Origin of the sequence: Endozoicomonas euniceicola (genome assembly GCF_025562755.1) — a bacterium.
Classification (GTDB): domain Bacteria; phylum Pseudomonadota; class Gammaproteobacteria; order Pseudomonadales; family Endozoicomonadaceae; genus Endozoicomonas_A; species Endozoicomonas_A euniceicola.
In genome coordinates, this window is record NZ_CP103300.1 from 1044980 (window position 1) to 1063902 (window position 18923).

17 protein-coding genes are annotated in these 18923 nt (G+C 47.7%); 8 read left to right on the top strand and 9 right to left on the bottom strand.

All coding sequences use genetic code 11. The annotated features are described in order from the left end of the window. Positions 1–39 precede the first annotated feature (39 nt). Positions 40–1170 (bottom strand): S-(hydroxymethyl)glutathione dehydrogenase/class III alcohol dehydrogenase, encoded by a 1131-nt coding sequence (locus NX720_RS04065; protein WP_318654086.1) that lies wholly within the window; start codon positions 1168–1170, stop codon positions 40–42. 170 nt (positions 1171–1340) lie between these two features. On the opposite strand from NX720_RS04065, the gene NX720_RS04070 reads away from it, so the two are divergent. Then, positions 1341–2261, top strand: coding sequence for a LysR family transcriptional regulator (locus tag NX720_RS04070; RefSeq protein WP_262599567.1), 921 nt, complete (start codon positions 1341–1343; stop codon positions 2259–2261). A gap of 16 nt (positions 2262–2277) precedes the next feature. Here the strand turns inward: NX720_RS04070 and NX720_RS04075 are convergent, their stop codons facing one another. Beyond that, positions 2278–3873, bottom strand: coding sequence for an ABC-F family ATPase (locus NX720_RS04075; RefSeq protein WP_262599568.1), 1596 nt, complete (start codon positions 3871–3873; stop codon positions 2278–2280). Positions 3874–4139: 266 nt separating this feature from the next. Here NX720_RS04075 and NX720_RS04080 point away from each other — a divergent pair, with 266 nt between their 5' ends. Further along, on the top strand, positions 4140–4928 hold the full coding sequence (locus tag NX720_RS04080; protein WP_262599570.1) for a hypothetical protein: 789 nt from the start codon (positions 4140–4142) through the stop codon (positions 4926–4928). Positions 4929–4970: 42 nt separating this feature from the next. Here the strand turns inward: NX720_RS04080 and NX720_RS04085 are convergent, their stop codons facing one another. Beyond that, on the bottom strand, positions 4971–5126 hold the full coding sequence (locus NX720_RS04085) for a hypothetical protein (protein ID WP_262599571.1): 156 nt from the start codon (positions 5124–5126) through the stop codon (positions 4971–4973). A gap of 15 nt (positions 5127–5141) precedes the next feature. After that, entirely contained in the window at positions 5142–5321 is a 180-nt protein-coding gene (locus tag NX720_RS04090) for a hypothetical protein (protein ID WP_262599572.1), read from the bottom strand. 1204 nt (positions 5322–6525) lie between these two features. Between NX720_RS04090 and NX720_RS04095 the strand changes: the two genes are divergently transcribed. Next, on the top strand, positions 6526–7302 hold the full coding sequence (locus NX720_RS04095) for a hypothetical protein (RefSeq protein WP_262599573.1): 777 nt from the start codon (positions 6526–6528) through the stop codon (positions 7300–7302). A gap of 42 nt (positions 7303–7344) precedes the next feature. Here the strand turns inward: NX720_RS04095 and NX720_RS04100 are convergent, their stop codons facing one another. Then, complete coding sequence (locus tag NX720_RS04100; RefSeq protein WP_262599574.1) at positions 7345–9540, bottom strand: heavy metal translocating P-type ATPase; 2196 nt, start codon at positions 9538–9540, stop codon at positions 7345–7347. A gap of 176 nt (positions 9541–9716) precedes the next feature. Between NX720_RS04100 and NX720_RS04105 the strand changes: the two genes are divergently transcribed. The 3 genes from NX720_RS04105 (at position 9717) to fabV (ending at position 12401) form a co-directional block, all read left to right on the top strand. Then, positions 9717–10256 (top strand): SprT family zinc-dependent metalloprotease, encoded by a 540-nt coding sequence (locus NX720_RS04105; protein WP_262599576.1) that lies wholly within the window; start codon positions 9717–9719, stop codon positions 10254–10256. Further along, positions 10246–11004 (top strand): hypothetical protein, encoded by a 759-nt coding sequence (locus tag NX720_RS04110; RefSeq protein ID WP_262599577.1) that lies wholly within the window; start codon positions 10246–10248, stop codon positions 11002–11004. Before NX720_RS04105 ends, NX720_RS04110 begins: the two co-directional genes overlap by 11 nt. A 200-nt stretch (positions 11005–11204) precedes the next feature. Continuing rightward, entirely contained in the window at positions 11205–12401 is a 1197-nt protein-coding gene (gene fabV / locus NX720_RS04115) for an enoyl-ACP reductase FabV (protein WP_262599578.1), read from the top strand. A 57-nt stretch (positions 12402–12458) separates the two neighbouring features. On the opposite strand, the gene recQ is transcribed toward fabV, so the two are convergent. Next, positions 12459–14279, bottom strand: a complete 1821-nt coding sequence (gene recQ / locus NX720_RS04120) for a DNA helicase RecQ (protein ID WP_262599579.1) — start codon at positions 14277–14279, stop codon at positions 12459–12461. Positions 14280–14447: 168 nt separating this feature from the next. On the opposite strand from recQ, the gene NX720_RS04125 reads away from it, so the two are divergent. Then, entirely contained in the window at positions 14448–15074 is a 627-nt protein-coding gene (locus tag NX720_RS04125) for a YecA/YgfB family protein (protein ID WP_262599580.1), read from the top strand. 54 nt (positions 15075–15128) lie between these two features. Here NX720_RS04125 and NX720_RS04130 read toward each other — a convergent pair whose 3' ends face one another. The 3 genes from NX720_RS04130 to NX720_RS04140 form a co-directional block, all read right to left on the bottom strand. Further along, a complete protein-coding gene (locus NX720_RS04130) occupies positions 15129–15533 on the bottom strand; it encodes a MerR family transcriptional regulator (RefSeq protein WP_262599582.1) in 405 nt (134 codons plus the stop codon). After that, positions 15505–15816 (bottom strand): integration host factor subunit alpha, encoded by a 312-nt coding sequence (ihfA, locus tag NX720_RS04135; protein WP_262601524.1) that lies wholly within the window; start codon positions 15814–15816, stop codon positions 15505–15507. Before ihfA ends, NX720_RS04130 begins: the two co-directional genes overlap by 29 nt. A gap of 276 nt (positions 15817–16092) precedes the next feature. Beyond that, positions 16093–17352 (bottom strand): hypothetical protein, encoded by a 1260-nt coding sequence (locus tag NX720_RS04140; RefSeq protein WP_262599584.1) that lies wholly within the window; start codon positions 17350–17352, stop codon positions 16093–16095. A 270-nt stretch (positions 17353–17622) separates the two neighbouring features. On the opposite strand from NX720_RS04140, the gene NX720_RS04145 reads away from it, so the two are divergent. Next, positions 17623–18813, top strand: a complete 1191-nt coding sequence (locus NX720_RS04145) for a hypothetical protein (RefSeq protein WP_262599585.1) — start codon at positions 17623–17625, stop codon at positions 18811–18813. The last annotated feature ends 110 nt before the right edge of the window (positions 18814–18923 follow it).

Genomic DNA, 18923 nt, shown 5'->3' on the forward strand with positions numbered 1-18923 from the left:
CTCTGAAGCCGTGCAGAACACGGCTTCAGAGTATTGAGATTACTGGTCGAAATGAATAACGGTACGAATACTCTTGCCTTCATGCATCAGGTCAAAAGCGTCGTTAATCTTGTCCAGAGACATGGTATGAGTAATAAAGTCATCCAGCCTGAACTCGCCTTTCATATAACGCTCAACGTATTCAGGCAGCTCCGAACGGCCTTTCACACCACCAAAGGCAGAACCTTTCCAGACACGTCCGGTCACCAGCTGGAATGGCCGGGTAGAAATCTCCTGCCCTGCACCCGCCACGCCAATAATAACGGACTCACCCCAACCTTTATGACAGCACTCAAGGGCGCTGCGCATAATATGAACATTACCAATACACTCAAAGGAGAAGTCCACACCGCCATCGGTCATATCAACAATAACTTCATGAATCGGCTTCTCGTATTTTTTAGGGTTAACGCAGTCGGTCGCACCCAGTTTACGAGCCAGATCAAATTTAGTTTCATTAATATCAATCGCAATAATACGACCAGCGCCTGCCATTTGCGCGCCAATGATGGCTGAGAGGCCAATACCACCCAGGCCAAACACAGCCACAGTATCACCAGGCTGTACATCAGCAGTATTGGTCACCGCGCCCATGCCGGTGGTGACACCGCAGCCAAGGAGACAAACCTCTTCAAGCGGTGCTTCAGGGTTAATCTTTGCCAGAGAAATTTCCGGCAGTACGGTGTATTCAGAAAAGGTAGATGTTCCCATGTAATGGTAAATGGGCTGCCCATCAATGGAAAAACGTGTAGTACCGTCAGGCATTAAACCTTTGCCCTGGGTTTCACGGATTTTCTGACACAGGTTGGTTTTGCCTGATTGACAGAACTTACATTCACCACATTCCGGCGTGTAAAGCGGAATCACATGGTCGCCCACTTGGACACTGGTGACACCTTCACCGACAGACTCAACAATACCACCACCCTCGTGACCAAGAATGGCTGGAAAGATACCCTCAGGATCATCCCCCGACAGCGTGAAAGCATCGGTATGGCAAACGCCGGTAGCGATCATACGGATTCTTACTTCACCGTACTGTGGCGGCATGACATCAACCATCTCCATGGAAAGAGGCTGACCCGCTCCCCAGGCGACAGCGGCTCTGGACTTCAGTGTCTTTGCGGACATTGCATTCTCCTTTATCTGTTGCGCATTCGGGCAACAAAACGTAAAAGCTTCAAGATGTAAACAGTATATTTTCTTACACACCCTATGATAATCCGCCAAATCGGAAATAGACTTTTGCAGCCTTGTAATAATGGGGCTTATAATTTTTTATTTTTTCGTTCGGTGAATCCATGGCCAACTGGGAAGGGATTAGAGAGTTTGTTGCTGTTACAGAAACTGAGTCGTTTACGCTGGCCTCTAAGCGTCTTGGACTATCCATCGCCCAGGTCAGCCGCCAGGTCAGTGCACTGGAGCAGCGGCTGGCGACCAAACTGTTTTACCGAAGTACACGACGGGTTACAGTGACGGAAGCGGGACAGCTTTTTTACAACCACTGTCGTCCACTACTGGACGGACTGGATGAAGCGGAAGCCGTACTGACCTCGTTACAGACGCACCCCAGAGGCTCCATCAAGGTCACCGCACCAGTGACTTTTGGTGAAAAATACATTGCTCCAGTGGTCAATGCCTATTGCTATGAATTCCCCGATATCAACGTTGAACTGAACCTGACCAACCTCAGGGTTGACCTGATTGAAAATGGCATTGATCTGGCGATACGGCTGGGGCAACTGGACAGCTCTAACATGATTGCCCGACAACTGGGCGTCAGAAGCCAGCACCTGTGTGCCTCGCCGGAGTACCTGAAGCAGTTTGGCAGTCCTGAAACCCTGAATGACCTGGAAGGTCACAACTGTTTAATGGGAAGAACGGATTACTGGCGCTTTGAGGAAAATAACCAGACCCGCAACCTGAAGGTAACAGGCTCTTTACGGTGCAACAGCGGCAACGCGTTGCTGGATGCAGCCCTGAAAGCATTGGGTCTAGTGCAACTCCCCAACCATTATGTTGCCCCGGCGATTCAAAGTGGAGAGTTAGTAGAGTTGCTGGCGGACTACCAGCCTCCTGCAGAAGGCATCTGGGTTCTGTATCCCCATAACCGACACCTGTCTACAAAAGTCAGTTTACTGATAGAACGGATTAACCAGAAACTTCAGAAGACTGATATGACGACAAAAGTCAGGGCTCCCGGAGAAGGCCCTGACCTTTGAATAATTGCGCTGGCTATTACTCTTCTACCACGCCCTGACTACGCAGGTAGTCGTCGTAAGAACCGTGGAAATCGATCACGCCTTTATCGGTAATCTCGATGATACGGGTCGCTAACGATGAAACAAACTGGCGGTCATGGCTGACAAACATCAGCGTACCCGGATAGTTTTCCAGCGCCAGGTTAAGGGCTTCAATGGACTCCATATCCATGTGGTTAGTGGGTTCGTCCATCAACAGAATGTTCGGACGCTGCTGAATCAGCTTACCAAACAGCATACGACCCTGCTCGCCACCGGAAATCACCTTCACCGATTTTTTGATGTCCGCCTGGGAGAACAGCATTCGTCCCAGGGTGCCACGAATGGTCTGTTCATCTTCACCTTCGTTCTGCCACTGGCTCATCCAGTCAAACAGGGTCATATCTTCTTCAAAATCAGCACTGTGATTCTGGGCGTAGTAACCAATGTTGGCGTTTTCGGACCACTTAGCCGTACCGGATTTTGGTGCCATTTCACCCGCCAGCGTGTGCAGCAGCGTGGTTTTACCAATACCGTTCTGACCAATGATGGCAACACGTTCACCCACTTCAACCATCAGGTTTACGTCTTTAAACAGTAACTCTTCGTAACCCTGGGACAGCTTCTCAACCACCAGCGCGTTACGGAACAGTTTCTTTTCCTGATCGAAGCGAATAAACGGAGTCTGTCGGCTGGATGGCTTCATCTCTTCCAGCTTGATCTTGTCGATCAGCTTGGCACGGGATGTCGCCTGTTTGGCCTTGGAAGCGTTGGCGGAAAAGCGACTGACAAAGTTTTGCAGCTCGGCAATCTGTGCTTTTTTCTTGGCATTATCGGCCTGAATACGCTCTTTGGCCTGGGTGGCCGCCGTCATGTATTCATCATAATTGCCCGGGAACAGACGCAGCTCACCGTAATCAAGGTCTGCCATGTGGGTACAGACACTGTTCAGGAAGTGACGGTCGTGGGAAATAATGATCATGGTGCAGTCGCGCTGTTTCAGCACGCCTTCCAGCCAGCGAATCGCATTAATGTCCAGGTTGTTAGTGGGTTCGTCCAGCAGCATAATATCAGGCTCGGCAAACAGCACCTGCGCCAGCAATACCCGCAATTTCCAGCCGGGAGCCACGGCACTCATCGGCCCGTAATGCTGTTCCAGTGGAATATCCAGCCCCAGCAACAGTTCACCGGCACGGGCTTCAGCAGAATAACCGTCCATTTCGCCAAACATAACTTCCAGGTCCGCAACCCGCATACCCTCTTCTTCCGTCATGTCACTTTTGGCATAGATACGGTCACGCTCTTCTTTGACTTTCCAGAGTTCGGTGTGTCCCATGATTACGGTGTCAATCACGCTGCACTCTTCGTAGGCGAACTGATCCTGATTCAGCTTTGCCATACGCTCATTCGGGTCAAGGTTTACTGAACCAGCCGTAGCTTCCAGTTCCCCACCGAGAATCTTCATAAAGGTAGACTTGCCGCAGCCATTGGCACCGATCAGTCCATAGCGGTTGCCGTCACCGAATTTTACGGAAATGTCCTCAAACAGTGGCTTATCGCTGAACTGCATGGTGATGTTGGCGGTTGTGATCAAATTTTCGTCCTGCTTTTTTATCAGTGATAACGTTAAGGGGGCGCAGAGTACATGGCAAAGCCTGATGCTTCAATGACCAGAAATACGCACTGCATTCGATCAAGATTCAGACAAAACCGCAGGAAACTCAAGTTCAGACGACAGAGTTTGATTATATTGTCTTAATTAAATTTGTTTACTACGTTTATACCCTGCTCTGATTCCTCCTGTTTCGAAAAATTTACAGACGCTTTTTCTAATGAAATTAATATCAAGGATAATGACAAATGTATTATCGACATCTTATATCTATTCTGCTGTCTTGCCTTATGCTGTCGTCGCCTGTTATCGCAGACCCAAAAAAAGGTTATCTTATCCTGAATATTCAAAACTTTGACTGGCCTGCATTCTTTAAGAAGGGGAAGTTATCCCTGACAAGCAATGAACGGGAAGGTTCGCTACCACTTAGAAGAATATCAGCTTTGCCACGTCGCATCTCACGAGATCAGATTCCATATAGCAGGGGTCTATATAACAATATAGAGACCATCCACCAAATTGGTGTGGAATACTCCCGAAGAACCGGGCAAGATAGTGTACTATTTGAATTTGATCTGCCTGATAATTTATACCAACTGGGTCGTGATGGTCCCTATCCCGATGTCAGCGCTATAAATTTTCAAACTCGGGGTGAGTCTGATCAAAACCAAAACAGACGAGTAAACTTTTCACTTTTAACTTCCTGCTTCAGGAGCTCCCGACTAAATACCAATGACAGTGAAAGCGGAAGACCCCTTATGGGTCATTTGATGTCAAGAAGTGGGTATGATAATTACTGGAATTCTGAACACTACTCTGGGTTTACTGCAGAAACAGGCCGTGTGATACCTGTTGAGCTAACATCCAGCGAAGAGGAGCAGAATAGCCACGTGTATTATTCGCTGATTCTGCCTCATCATGAACAGGTTGACCTCCCACCCCCCCGCCCCGCAGGAATGGAACGTATGAGAACCCTGCTCGGCAAATTTTTTGCCATTTTTATGCTTGCATCTACCCAATCCAAACGTCACCGTTAAACCTGAAACGATCATAGGCCTCTGGGGAATGGAAGCCCATGGCTAACGGCTACTCAGTAGCCTCATCGCATTCAGTGTCACCAGAATCGTACCGCCTACATCAGACAGAACGGCTCCCATTAAACCAGTAATACCCAACAACGTTGTCAGCAGAAAAAGCATATTGATACCCAGTGACAATACAATATTCTGTCGCACAATCCCGGCAGTTCTTCAGGACAGGCTGATCATACCCGCCAGTTCCGGCAAACGTTCGTGGGTCAGTGCAGCATCGGCGGTTTCCAGTGCAACATCGCTGCCGCATCCCATGGCAACAGCACCGATGCCATTGGCCTGCAATTCACGAATCGCATTCACCTTGTATGACCAGAAACACTCACATTGTTCGATCAAGATATAAACAAAACATCCACAAACTCAAATTCAGACGACAGAGTTTGATTATATTGTCTTAATTAAATTTGTTTACTACGTTTATGCCCTGCTCTGATTCCTCCTGTTTCGAAAAATTTACAGCCGTTTTTTCTACTGAAATTAATGTCAAGGATAATGACAAATGCATTATCGACATCTTATATCTATTCTGCTGTCTTGCCTTATGCTGTCGTCGCCTGTTATCGCAGACCCAAGAAAAGGCTATCTTATCCTGAATATTCAAAACTTTAACTGGCCTGCATTCTTTGAGAAGGGGGAGTTATACCTGAGAAGCTATGAACGGGAAGGTTTGCTACCACTTAGAAGAATACCAGCTTTGCCTCCTCACATCTCACAAGATCAGATTCTAAATGGAAGGGATCGATATAACAATACAGAGACCATCCACCAAATTGGTGCAATATACTCCCGAAGAACCGGGCAAGATAGTGTACTATTTGAATTTGATCTACCTGATAATTTATACCAGCTGGGTTCTGATGGTCCCTATCCCGATTTCAGCGAAATTAATTTTCAAACTCGGGATGAGTCTGATCAAAGCCAAAACAATACCAATGATAGTGAAAGCGGAAGACGCCTTATGGATCCGCTCATGCCAAGGATGGGGCATGATAATTACTGGAATTCTGAACACTACTCTGGGTTTACTGCTGAAACGAGCGAAGTTATACCTGCTGAGCTGTCATCCAGAAGAAGGGAACAGCGTGGCTATGTGTGTTATTCGCTGATTCTGCCTCATCACAGCCTCCCAACGCCCCGCCCTGCCGAAACGGAACCTGTGAGCCCCCGGGTTTTGCAACCATTGCCATCGTACCTGTTTCTACAGAAACGGAGCCTATGAGCCCCCTGGTTTTGCAACCATTGCGATTGCGATCGTATCTGTTTCTACCGGACAGTTCCGGCAAAACCCACCATGGCAACAGCACCGTTGCCACTGGCCTGCAATTCCCGAATCGCATTCACTTTGTATGACCAGAAACACTCACGCTGTCCGATCAAGATATAAACAAAACATCCACAAACTCAAATTCAGACGACAGAGTTTGATTACATTGTCTTAATTAAATTTGTCTACTACGTTTATGCCCTGTTCTGATTCCTTCTGTTTCGAAAAATTTACAGCCGTTTTTTCTAATGAAATTAATATCAGGAATAATGACAAATGCATTATCGACATATTATATCTATTCTGCTGCCTTGCCTTATGCTGTCGTCGCCTGTTATCGCAGACCCAAGAAAAGGTTATCTTATCCTGAATATTCAAAACTTTAACTGGCCTGCATTCTTTAAGAAGGGGAACTTATCCCTGAGAAGCAATGAACGGGAAGGTTCGCTACCACTTAGAAGAATATCAGCTTTGCCACGTCACATCTCACAAGATCGGATTTTGTATAGAAGGGATCCATATCACAATACAGAGACCATCCACCAAATTGGTGTGGAATACTCCATAAGAACCGGGCAAGGCAGTGTACTATTTGAATTTGATCTACCTGATAATTTATATCAACTGGATTTTCATGGCCCCTGTCCCGATTTCAGCGGAATAAATTTTCAAAGTCGAGTGGACTTTTCACTTTTAACTTCCTGGTTTTCCTGGTTTTGGAGCTCCCGACCAAATACCAACGACAGTGAAAACGGAAGACGCCTTATGTATCCGTTCGGGCCAATGACTGGGTATGATAATTTCTGGAATTCTGAACACTACTCTGGGTTTACTGCAGAAAGAAGCCATGTGATACCTGTTGAGCTAACATCCGGCGAAGAGGAGCAGAATAGCCTCGTGTATTATTCGCTGATTCTGCCTCATCATGAACAGGTTAACTTACCATCCCCCCCCCGCCTTTCACCACCTCACAATGGAACTATGAGAACCCTGCTTGGCAAACTTTTTGCCACTTTTATGTTTGCATCTACCCAATCCAAACGTCACCGTTAAACCTGAAACGATCATAGGCCTCCGGGGAATAAAAGCCCATGGCTAACGGCTACTCAGTAGCCTCATCGCATTCAGTGTCACCAGAATCGTACCGCCCACATCAGACAGAACGGCTCCCATTAAACCAGTGATACCCAACAACGTTGTCAGCAGAAAAAGCATATTGATACCTAGTGACAATACAATATTCTGTCGCACAATCCCGGCAGTTCTTCGGGACAGGCTGATCATACCCGCCAGTTCCGGCAAACGTTCGTGGGTCAGTGCAGCGTCGGCGGTTTCCAGTGCAACATCGCTGCCGCGTCCCATGGCAATGCCCAGTTCCGCAGACTTCAGTGCCGGTGCATCGTTAATCCCATCACCTACCATGGCAACAGCACCGTTGCCATTGGCCTGCAATTCACGAATCGCATTCACCTTGTCTTCCGGCAACAGTTCCGCACGATAGTCAATGCCCAGCTGCCCGGCAATGGCGGCAGCCGTCCGGCGATTATCGCCCGTCAACATGGTGCTGCTGATGCCCATAGCCTTTAATCGCTGCACCGCTTCAGCGGCGTCACTGCGCAATGTATCCGCCAGGGCAATCAAACCCTGAACCTGCTGATCTGCCAGCACAACAACCACTGTATTACCCTGTGACTCCAGGGTGCTGATACGCTCCATCAGATTGGGTGTTTGCAAAGATTGAGGCAATACTTTTGGTGCGGTGATCTGTACCGACCGACCACTCACAACCCCCTTAACACCCGCTCCCGGCATGACAACCACATCCGCAGCCTCGGGAACAGTAATACCCAGACGCTCAGCCCTGTTAATAATCGCTGTAGCCAGAGGGTGGCTGGAACCCTGCTCAATGGCCGCTGCCAGAGAGAGTACGTCCCTGTCAGAGCCACTGCCAGAGCTAAAAAAGGGCTCTACAGCCGTCACTTCAGGTTTACCTTCCGTCAGCGTTCCGGTTTTATCAAACGCCAGATGTTTCACCTGTCGCAACTGCTCCAGAGCTGCACCGCCCTTGATCAAAGCACCAAAGCGGGCAGCGGCTGCCAGCCCGGAGGTCACGGCTGCCGGAATCGACACCACCAGCGCACAGGGACAGGCGATCAAGAGTAATGACAGCGCTTTATAGGCCCAGACAGACCAGCTTGCTGCAAATAATAACGGGGGAATAAACATGACCAGCGCAGAAATGCCAATCACCAGTGGGGTATACCAGGCACTGAAACGGTCAACCATCCGGGCAATGGGCGCCCTGCGTTCTTCCGCTTCCTCAATCAGCTGAACAATACGATCAATGGCATTGGAACCGGGCTCAGATACCACTGTGACACGAACCACCTTGTCCACCACCAGATTGCCTGCCATTACTTTTTCACCTCTTAAGCGGCTGACAGGAATGGATTCGCCGGTTAAAGCGCTCTCATCAAAGACACCTGTAGCTGAAGCATTGTCCCCCACATTGTCATCCAGTATGCAGTCAACGGGCAGACGGTCTCCGGGTCGGACTTCGATCAGGTCGCCCGGTTGCAGGAGCTCTGCTGGCACATCATGGATTCGCTGCCCGTTTTCTATCCGGATGGCGGTATCCGGAGTCAACTGCATCAGGCTCTGAACCCCAGCACGGGCTTTTCGGGCCGCCACACTTTCCAGCATCTGACCTATTGAAAACAGCAGCAATACCAGCGTTGCTTCGAAGGTTTCCCCAAGAATCAGTGCGCCAATAGCAGCCACCGACATCAGTGTCTCTATACCAAACCAGCTGCCATTTCTTGCCTGGGCCAGCGACTTGTGTATAAAAGGAATCAACCCGACGATTGCAGGTGCATAAAACGCCAGCTCTCCCCAACCAGATACCAGCACAGAAACCAATGCAGCCAGAACCGTCAATCCTCCAAGAAGTGACAGGTCAGGGTGTAATTTCCAGAAGGGTGGTTCTTCAGCCGTTCCCAGACTGTCTTCGAGGCGGAAACCGAGTTCAGTCACCTTCGCTTCAATAGCTGAGGCTTTAACAGAGCTGTCCATGTCCACCAGCAGGCGTTCAGTTGAATACACCACCCGAACCTGGCTGACACCCTGCATTGCAGCCAGTGCCTTTTCTACCCTGGCGGCACAGCTCCCGCAATCCATACCTCTGACAAACCACTTATAACGGAGCGGATCAACCGCTACATCAGACAGGGGTTGGGATCCTCTGTGAGTGAAGCTGCTGGAGGAACAGTTGGTTGAGCAGCATTTTTCCATGACGGCTCTCCATGAGACATATAAATATATGCTTATATGTTTGTCGAAAAACACATAAATGTCAATTTATTTGAATACGTATTGCACTTAACCTGTATAAGCAGACCTGGCCTCTTTACTTTACCAGCCTGATTCATCTAATCTTTTTAAGCTTTGACCCTGCCTTCCGGACTTCCATGCACACGACATCTGACTTGCTTAATCAGGCAATACAACTACGCATTGCAGAACTGTACTGCCTGGCAGAACGACATTTCCTGAAACGCTTTAAACGACCAGCCGTACTATTAAATCTCAGGGGGGAAACTGCCGGACAGGCATGGCCCGAGCGTAACCTGCTCAGGCTCAACAGAGTATTACTGGAAGAAAACCAACCACATTTTCTCAAGCATACGCTTGGGCATGAAGTGGCACACCTGATTGCTGAAAATGTTTATGGCAGGAAAATTCGCCCCCACGGCAAAGAGTGGAAATTTGTGATGGAGCAGGTGTTCAATCTGCCTGCAAAACGAACACACAGCTACGACACCAGACAATCTGCTAAGCGACCATTTGCCTACAGCTGCCAGTGTCCGGAAAAAGTTATTCACCTATCAGCGGTTCGTCATAACCGGGCTGTAAAAGGAACAATTTATCAATGCGTAACCTGTAAAAGCAGGCTAAGGTTTATAGCTCCTGCAATAAACCATTCTCAAAACTCGACACATGAACTATAAACAGTGCCTGCGCTCTCTGGTTTTAGCTTGTATTATGGGAATGCCGTTCAACTCTGAATTGTATGCTGTTGAAACCCACTACTACAAAGCAATCATCAATAATTCTGAAAAGCAGGTGACCGTTGTTATTTCAACGCCAACTAAATCTGATAACTCCGTCACCGTAGAAACACACGTCGAAGGAGTGGGCAGTCTGACCTATTCCTACACGCCTACGAGTAACTCTTCAACAGGCTATACTCTACGCGTCATTGAGCCACCCTCAAATGATCCCCGCCCTGTGCAAGTAGATGGTATTAAAGCAAATTACGCCGTGAATGATTACGACTACTCTGACAATTTATACTACTGGCCTGAGGACAGTCCGGCAGTCATCAGCCCTGACGGCCATAGCCTGCAACTGCCTGTTTTTAACATTGTGTTGACTGGGCTTCAAAAACTGGGCGATGAGCCTCCCTGTATTTTTTATGGTTATCACTTTTCTACTCTTGGAGCAGACGGGGTGCTCACTCAAATTACGACTGACAACCTCTTCCGCCTAATTGAAATCGATTCAAACAATTTCCGACTGATCAGGCCTTTGACACGCCCTGAACCTGACAAATCCAATACAGAGTCAGAATCCACTGAAGGCAGTCTGCCAGACACGTCAGGGTTAAACCTCAGTGAGTTTAAAGAAAACAGGGAAGATAAAGATGACCCTGAAGGATCCTGCTCATCAGGGTGTTTCATTCACGCTACACACTAATATCTTGTAGAGGGCAGTTTTCTCCCCGGCTCAATACACCCTTAAAACAACCGTCATTTGACCACTTCCGCCAATCGTTTGGCCATAGCCGCCAAATTCAGAGTTCCTGATATACGTCAACGCTCTTCTGAATAAAATCGGTACTATTTTTTTTATTCATAATTACAACAACAGTTCTACAACAAAAAAGGATGAATCTTATGGATATAAGACCCATTATCAAGGGTGTTATTGCCAAAAACTGCAACCCGGAAGGGTGCAGGAAGAGCATTCAGTCGCAGATTCACCAGCTACAGCAATTGCCCGCTATCAGCACTGGCCCCAAAAAAGTACTGGTCATCGGAGCTTCTTCCGGGCTGGGTCTTGCCACCCGGATCTCACTGGCCTTTGGCGGTCGCGCGGATACCATCGGAATTTCCTATGAACGTCCGCCATCAGGGGAAAAATCGGGGACAGCAGGCTGGTTTAATAACCTGGCGTTCACTGAAGCTGCCGAAAAAGAGGGACTGATCGCCAAAAACTTTGTTGGCGACGCTTACTCTGAACCAATGCAACAGCAGGTTGTTGACTATATCCGTTCAGAGTTCGAAGGTTCCATCGATTGCATCGTTTACAGTCTTGCCGCAGGTGTTCGCCCCAGGCCTGATGGTTCAGGCTTCTGGAAATCATCATTGAAACCTGTGGGTGAACCATTTGCTGGCAATATCATCAATATTGAAAAAGACCAGATACAACCCGTTTCCATGCCTCCCGCCTCCCCGGAAGAGGTGCAGGAAACCGTTAAGGTAATGGGCGGGGAAAACTGGGAAGAGTGGATTCGTTGCCTGGATAGCAACAACCTGCTGGCCAGGGGGGTTAAAACCATCGCCTTTTCCTACATTGGCAGCGACGTCACCTACCCCATCTATTTTGGGGGCACCATGGGACAGGCCAAGCTTCATCTGCACGATACTTCGGACAGACTCAATAAGTTTCTGAGCAAGCACCAGGGAGAAGCTCATATTGGTGTCAGTACCGCCCTGGTCTCCAAGGCTTCCGTCTTTATTCCGGGCTTTTCCTGCTACATGATGGCACTGTCCAGAGTACTGAAACAAAAGGGAGAGTATGAGACCAGTGTCGCTCATATGCATCGGATGATGAAAGACTTCCTGTTCCATCCGGAAGGTGTCAAAACGGATGAAAACCGACTGATCAGAGCCGATGACCGGGAACTGAACCCGGAAGTTCAGGCAGAAATATTCAGGCTGATAGACAAAGTGACCGCAGAAAACTTTCGATCTGACCAGTACGCAGACTACTCCGGATTTATCGAAGAGTTCATGGGGCTAAGCGGCTTTACTGCCAAAGACCGAGTGTTTCCTGAGACCATTGCCAGCCAGGAACCTGCCCTGAATTAATGTCTCTTTTACCACAGGGCCACAGGGCAAAGCTTTTTTTAAAGCTCTGTGGCCACTTCAGTCATGATAAGCCAAAGCCTGACTAATCAGCTCGACAAACTGCTGACCATACTGCTCCAGCTTGTACTGCCCTACCCCGGAAATTTGCGACATGGCTTCCAGGTCACAGGGCTTGTGTCTGAGCATTTCAAACAGGGTTTTGTCGTTAAAAATAATGTAGGCGGGTACACCCTGCTTTTCTGCCATTTCCCGCCGCAGGGTACGCAGGGCATCCCACAGGGGTTTGTCTTCATCGGCGACAAGGACACGGCCTTTCTCAACCGGTTGGGTGCTTTTAGTGGTGGCGTGTTCGTAGCGGTCCTGCCTCAGCAAAATACGTTCATCGCCTTTCAACAGAGGACGACAGCGTTCATTCAGCTTGAGTGAGCCATGCCCTTCAATATCCACATTGATATAACCACGCGCCACCAGCTGACGGTAGATAGAACGCCATTCTGTCTGTTTATAATCTTTGCCAATGCCATAGGTACTGGTGTGCTGATGATTAAACTGGCAGACTTTGGCGGTCTCCTTACCCATTAACACATCGACCAGATGGCTGACACCGAACAACTGTCCGGTTCGATAGACACAAGACAAAGCCTTGCGCGCCGCTTCTGTACCATCCCAGGTATCGACTGGCTCAAGGCAGAGGTCGCAGTGACCACACTTTTCATCCATGGGCTCATCAAAATAATTAAGCAACACCTGACGTCTGCAACTGGTGACTTCACACAGCGACAGCATGGCATCCAGCTTCTGCTGTTCAACCCGCTGTATTTCAGGACTGGCCTTAGAGCCCGACTGAATCTGCCGCAGCAACACCACATCCTGCAAGCCATAAACCATCCAGGCCGTGGCCGGCAGACCATCACGCCCCGCCCGGCCAGTTTCCTGATAGTAGGCTTCAATGCTTTTGGGCAGATCCAGATGCGCTACAAAACGAACATCCGGCTTATCGATGCCCATACCAAAGGCCACGGTTGCCACAATAATCAGGCCATCTTCCTTCAGAAAACGTTGCTGATTGCGACTGCGTTCCTCATTGCTCATACCGGCATGGTAAGGCAGTGCCAGTCGCCCCTGCTCATTCAGCCAGTGTGCGGTGTCTTCTACCCGTTTGCGGGACAGGCAGTAAACAATGCCCGAATCTTCCGGGTGCTCTTTTTGCAGAAAACGCAGCAGTTGCTGTTTGCCCTGTTTTTTCTGGCTGATACGGTAAAAGATATTGCTGCGATTGAAGCTGTCAACAAAGACCCTGGCGTTATCCAGCTCCAGTCGCTCTGCAATTTCCTTACGGGTGCGCCGGTCTGCGGTAGCGGTTAAGGCAATTCGGGGAATGCCGGGATAACGGTGTTTCAAACGGCACAGTTGCAGGTATTCCGGCCGGAAATCGTGCCCCCACTGGGAGACACAGTGGGCTTCATCAATGGCAAAGAGTGCCAGTTTTACCTGGTCCAGCAGGCGTTGCATACTTTCTGTTAACAGGCGTTCCGGGGCAACGTAGAGCAGATCAAGATGACCGGTTAGCAGTTCCTGCTCGATTCGCTGTTGTTCCGGGTAAGGCGTTCCGGAGTTCAGACTTTCGGCCCGGATACCCAGCTGCTTAAGAGAGCTGATCTGGTCTTCCATCAGGGCAATGAGTGGCGACACCACCACGGTGGTTCCCGCCAGTGCCAGGGCTGGTACCTGGTAGCAGAGTGATTTACCCCCTCCGGTTGGCATCAGAACCAGGGCATCAAGCCCCTGAATAACGGTATTAATGACCTCTTTCTGGAATCCGCGAAAGGATTCATAACCAAAGGTGTTGTGCAAAATCTCCAGTACAGAATCAGCCATGGGTATCCGCTATTAGGTAAAACCAATTAAGGTAAAGCCAGAAATTAAACGACGATGAAATAATAATTAGAACCGGCACTGTACATTATAACAGGGAAAGAAATGATGATCAGAAGAATCTGAGGTAAACTGTGCGCTTAATATTATCACTCAAATTGAGCCCCCCTCATGCAGAACACTCGTTCTACCATTGAACACCTTTTAACTCAGTATTCTGAAGAAGAGCCACTGAATTTTCACGCTGTCCACGGTCTTATGACCGCACTGGCCATCTGTCCGGTTGAACTGAGCGAAGCAGAACGCAATGACATTCTGTTTGACGGTCAGGTAGCCCTGAACAGCGAAGACCAGCAAGCCCTTAACCTGGCACTCACCGATGTTGCCCGCAGTATCGATCGCCAGTTTAACGAAGAGGAAGGCTTTACCCTGTCCTGTGAAGAAGAACTGGACGACCCCGAAGACGAAGCCCTGTTCGACTGGTGTGGCGGTTTTATGGAAGGCCATTTCCTGAACGAAAAGCAGTGGTTTGTTGAGCACGAACAGGAAGTGTGTGAACTGTTGCTACCGGTTATGCTGGCCTCTGGCCTGTTTGACGAAGAATCGGAATTTCAGGAAATCCTGAATAATGAAGAACTCACCGAAGACATGACCAGCCAGATTCCGGAAGTGCTGATGGAGTTGTACCTGCTGTTCAACTCTCCGGAGGAGAGCAGCACCAGGTCTGTTGCCAAAGGTGCTGGCAAGCCGAAATCCAAAGGTGGTAAAAAAGGTTCGCATCCTCGCAAGATGCACTGAGGTGTCTCCACTGTCGCAGGCGGTATAGCCTGCTACCATAGCCAGACTGTTCACTCAGGAGCGGGGAATATCATCCAGCGTATCCAGAACATCTTCCAGCTCGGCGATCATTTGTCGAATCAGCTGCTTGTATTTGGAAGAGTCCTGCTTCTGAGCCTCACCCTTAAGGTGAGCACGAGCGCCATCAATGGTATAGCGTTGTTCATAGAGCAGGCTGCGAATCTGTCGTATCAGTAATACATCCTGACGCCGGTAGTAGCGGCGGTTACCACGACGAACCGGTTTCAGCTTGGAAAACTCCTGCTCCCAGTAGCGCAGGACATGAGATTTTACCTGGCACAGTTCGCTCACTTCACCAATGGTAAAGTAGCGCTTGCCAGGAATAACCGGTAACTCTGCCTGCTGGCCAGATTCTTCCTGAACACTGGAATCAGTCGTCCTGAACTCGGTGTCCTGCATAAGCTTCCACCCTCGCCTTAAGCTTCTGCCCGGGTCTGAATGTTACAACACGACGTGGAGTAATAGGTATTTCCTGTCCGGTTTTAGGGTTACGTCCTGGCCTTGCTTTTTTGTCACGCAGATCAAAGTTGCCAAAACCTGACAGTTTTACCTGTTCGTTATTTTCCAAAGCCTGACGGATCTGTTCGAAAAACTGTTCGACCATTTCCTTGGCTTCTCTTTTATTAAAACCGAGCTCTTCGTGCAAATGCTCGGCTATATCCGCTTTAGTCAGGGCTCCCATGGTTACTTCCACTCTTTGTATAGCCAGTAACACACCCCTGCTCTTTATATATAAAGCGTTTATGTAACAGGGTGCCGGGAGTCCTTCACGCCCACTTCTGGTTACCAGCCGCGCATGCTTGCGCTTGGTTCCACTCTCAGCCCTCTGATGGATACCCCGGGGCTGACCTCCTCGTTCTCCTAGAGTGCGTGAACCGTGTTGCAAGGTCAAGCAGAAATAAGCGCCTGACCATTGACAACGAATGGCACTGGGAACTACCCGGGACAAAATGGCAGGCTATAGCCACGGACTGTTGAAGGTCTGCGATTCAATTGGCGTATTCCAAGGAACGAAGGTCTGCAATTCATTTAGCGTATTCCAAGGGACACTGGCGTAAGTTTCCACTTCCATTGGTATTCCTGCCCTCTCACTTGCGCGCTCCAAAGCAGACTGGAAGTTTTCAGGCCCATTAAAACAAACTGCGTAAGTTGGCCCATAGTTGTGCACGCATTTATTTTCCACAAGCCGTTGGGGATATATTCCTGCCTCTCTTGCGAGCTTCAAAGCAAACTCGAAGTTTTCATCATTTTCAGGCCGATTAAAATAAACCACTTTAGTTGGCCCTTTGCGGACCACGTATTTATTTTCCGCAAACACTTGCTCGGTATAATTTCCGTCACTCAGTTCTATCACAAAGTCAGTACTTTTCTTCTCTTGTAATAACTTATGGATTTCAGCAATCGCTGTCTTTCCCCCATCTGGTTCAAACTTAAAATGTTGCCATTGTAGAGAATTATCAAGAGTCATAAAAACGGCCTTACCTCCTCTGTTTGCAAACTCCTTCAGCGTTTCACCAATATACCCTCTTGGATAATTCAGCATAAGCATGGTTTTACTGCAATCTTCTGGCAATATCGTATCCATATCCTCGGGAATGGACGCTTGATTTATATTCATAGAATACAGTTTCGTTGGCTCCGCATCGAAACAATGAACTTTTTTGCCCGGGATCATACCGAATGTAGACTCAGCCAAGGCAGAACCAGAACCAACTGAAATAATATTATCCGGAAACTTTTCCCGACACTCATTGAGTGCTTCCATCAATATCTTGAACTTTTTAGCCTTGATCGCGCCATAGGTGTAAGATAGGCATCCCGGATGCCTTGCAACATAAAATGGCATTTCTCCAAAAAATTTCGAAATGCGCTTCTCCTCTATCGCATAAGGCACCATTGAGTCCGAAGTATAAAAATCAATATGTCGTGACATTTGTGATTTGAAATCATCAGGAGGAGCCTGACCTGAAATAGCCTGGCAGAGTAACTGCTCATTTTTTACTGGCAAATCTTCATTTTCAGTCTTTTCTGCAACGGTTTTACTGACCTGCAAAGGAGTTTGCTCTGAACCTGCCAGTGGATTTTGAGCAGTTACCTCGCAAACAGTTTCCGTAGCTACTTTAATCACCCTGCCAGCCCATACTGAAAGAGGTGCAGGCTTTAAGACATCAGCTATATCAGTCATTGGTCGATTTTGACTTAAAGGCGGTGTAATCATAAGACTTCCCTTTTCATTTAGAATTATCGAGCCATTGGACAGGTAAAAGGCAATATAGTTCAATGCAATAACCTTTATTGGCGTACGGTTGTTTACCTTCTTTTTACGAAAAGCCCCTGGCTGTCAGGCGGAAAATGGATAGCACGCAGTCTGATCCTGAAAGCGTGCCATAATCTCACAGGCTGACTTTTCCTACGGCATGAATATGGAACTATTTCAATTTTTGTTTATCTAATTTTCTAACCTTTAAAAAACTGCCAGGGATGTCTCATGAATAAATTTATAAACGTTGCAGTCATTTTAACAGTGTTTTTCATACCACTGACTAAGGCTGACGATCAAGAAAGCGTAAAACCGCCTATTGCGTATAAAATCATTTCTGACCCAGCTATAAGAGATGCTTACCAGGACGGAGAAAAAAGCATTCGTTGGTTCAAGAATGAAATAAAAAAAAGAAAATCTGTAGAAAATGATGGGAAACCCTATAAAACATCAGCACTGAAAATAACTCTGCAAAACTTGAAAGGCTTTACTCAACATATTATTGATGGCAATCAGTTCCAGGAAGGACTGACAGGTGATGAAAGTTCAGCTTTTAATAGACTTTTATCCGACCTCGGCAAACTTGATGCCGAAAATCCTGAATACAAAGCCCTCATTGAGCTTTCTTTCAAACTTGTCTATTTGTATAGTTCTTCCGTCAGAATGCGCATTTCTATAGACGAAAAAGGTATATCAAAAAAGTCTTATCCATTAGAGCATCTAGCTCCATTTCACAACAAGGATTACGAAGACAAAACTTTGTTTCGCAACAGCCTTACCCTTGCCGATAAAACAGACATTTTATTACTTCCAACTTTTGAACCTTTAAGTATCAGTGACTTTGTAGGATTCTCCCACCTAAAACTTTATCCTCTGGGAGTCATCACAAGTTATACAGAAATGGCCGATGAAGAACTGCACTCTCCTTACCGTTTCCTGAAACACGATATTGGCCACACAAGTCTTATAATTCGGCATAAATGTTCTCTGGAACCTTTTGAAAGTATGGAATCAGTCCTTAATTTCAAAGAACTGCTAATCAGCGAGGGAGAGTTATTTTTCAATGGCAATTCAAACATTATGAACATGATTAATCTATCACTGTTTATGACAACCCATGAAGTAGGGATGGCGGGGCCACCATTGGCAGAGCTATACAATAAAGAAAGCCTTAAAAAATATTTCAATGTCATGTTATTTTTACAAAAAAGTGCTGGCTCTCCTTATAATACAATACCGAAGGAAGACGTGATTAAAGCTGTCTTCTGGTTTGCCTCTGTGTATGATTCCTGGAAATTAAACAACAAGCCTGCACAGCTGTCTGAAGACATCAGGCTAACGGTCAGGCAAAATTACCTGACCCATGGCATGCTTTATGGTCAATTACTGAAAAACTGGGAATTCAAGCCAAGGTGGTGAGTCAGAGCTATTGATGAGCAGATGACAATGATTATTGGTTTGAATTTGAAGCGGAAGCCTGTTTTTTGTACTGTCATCCCCGCAAAAATCTTGGTGGTAGAGCAGTCGCC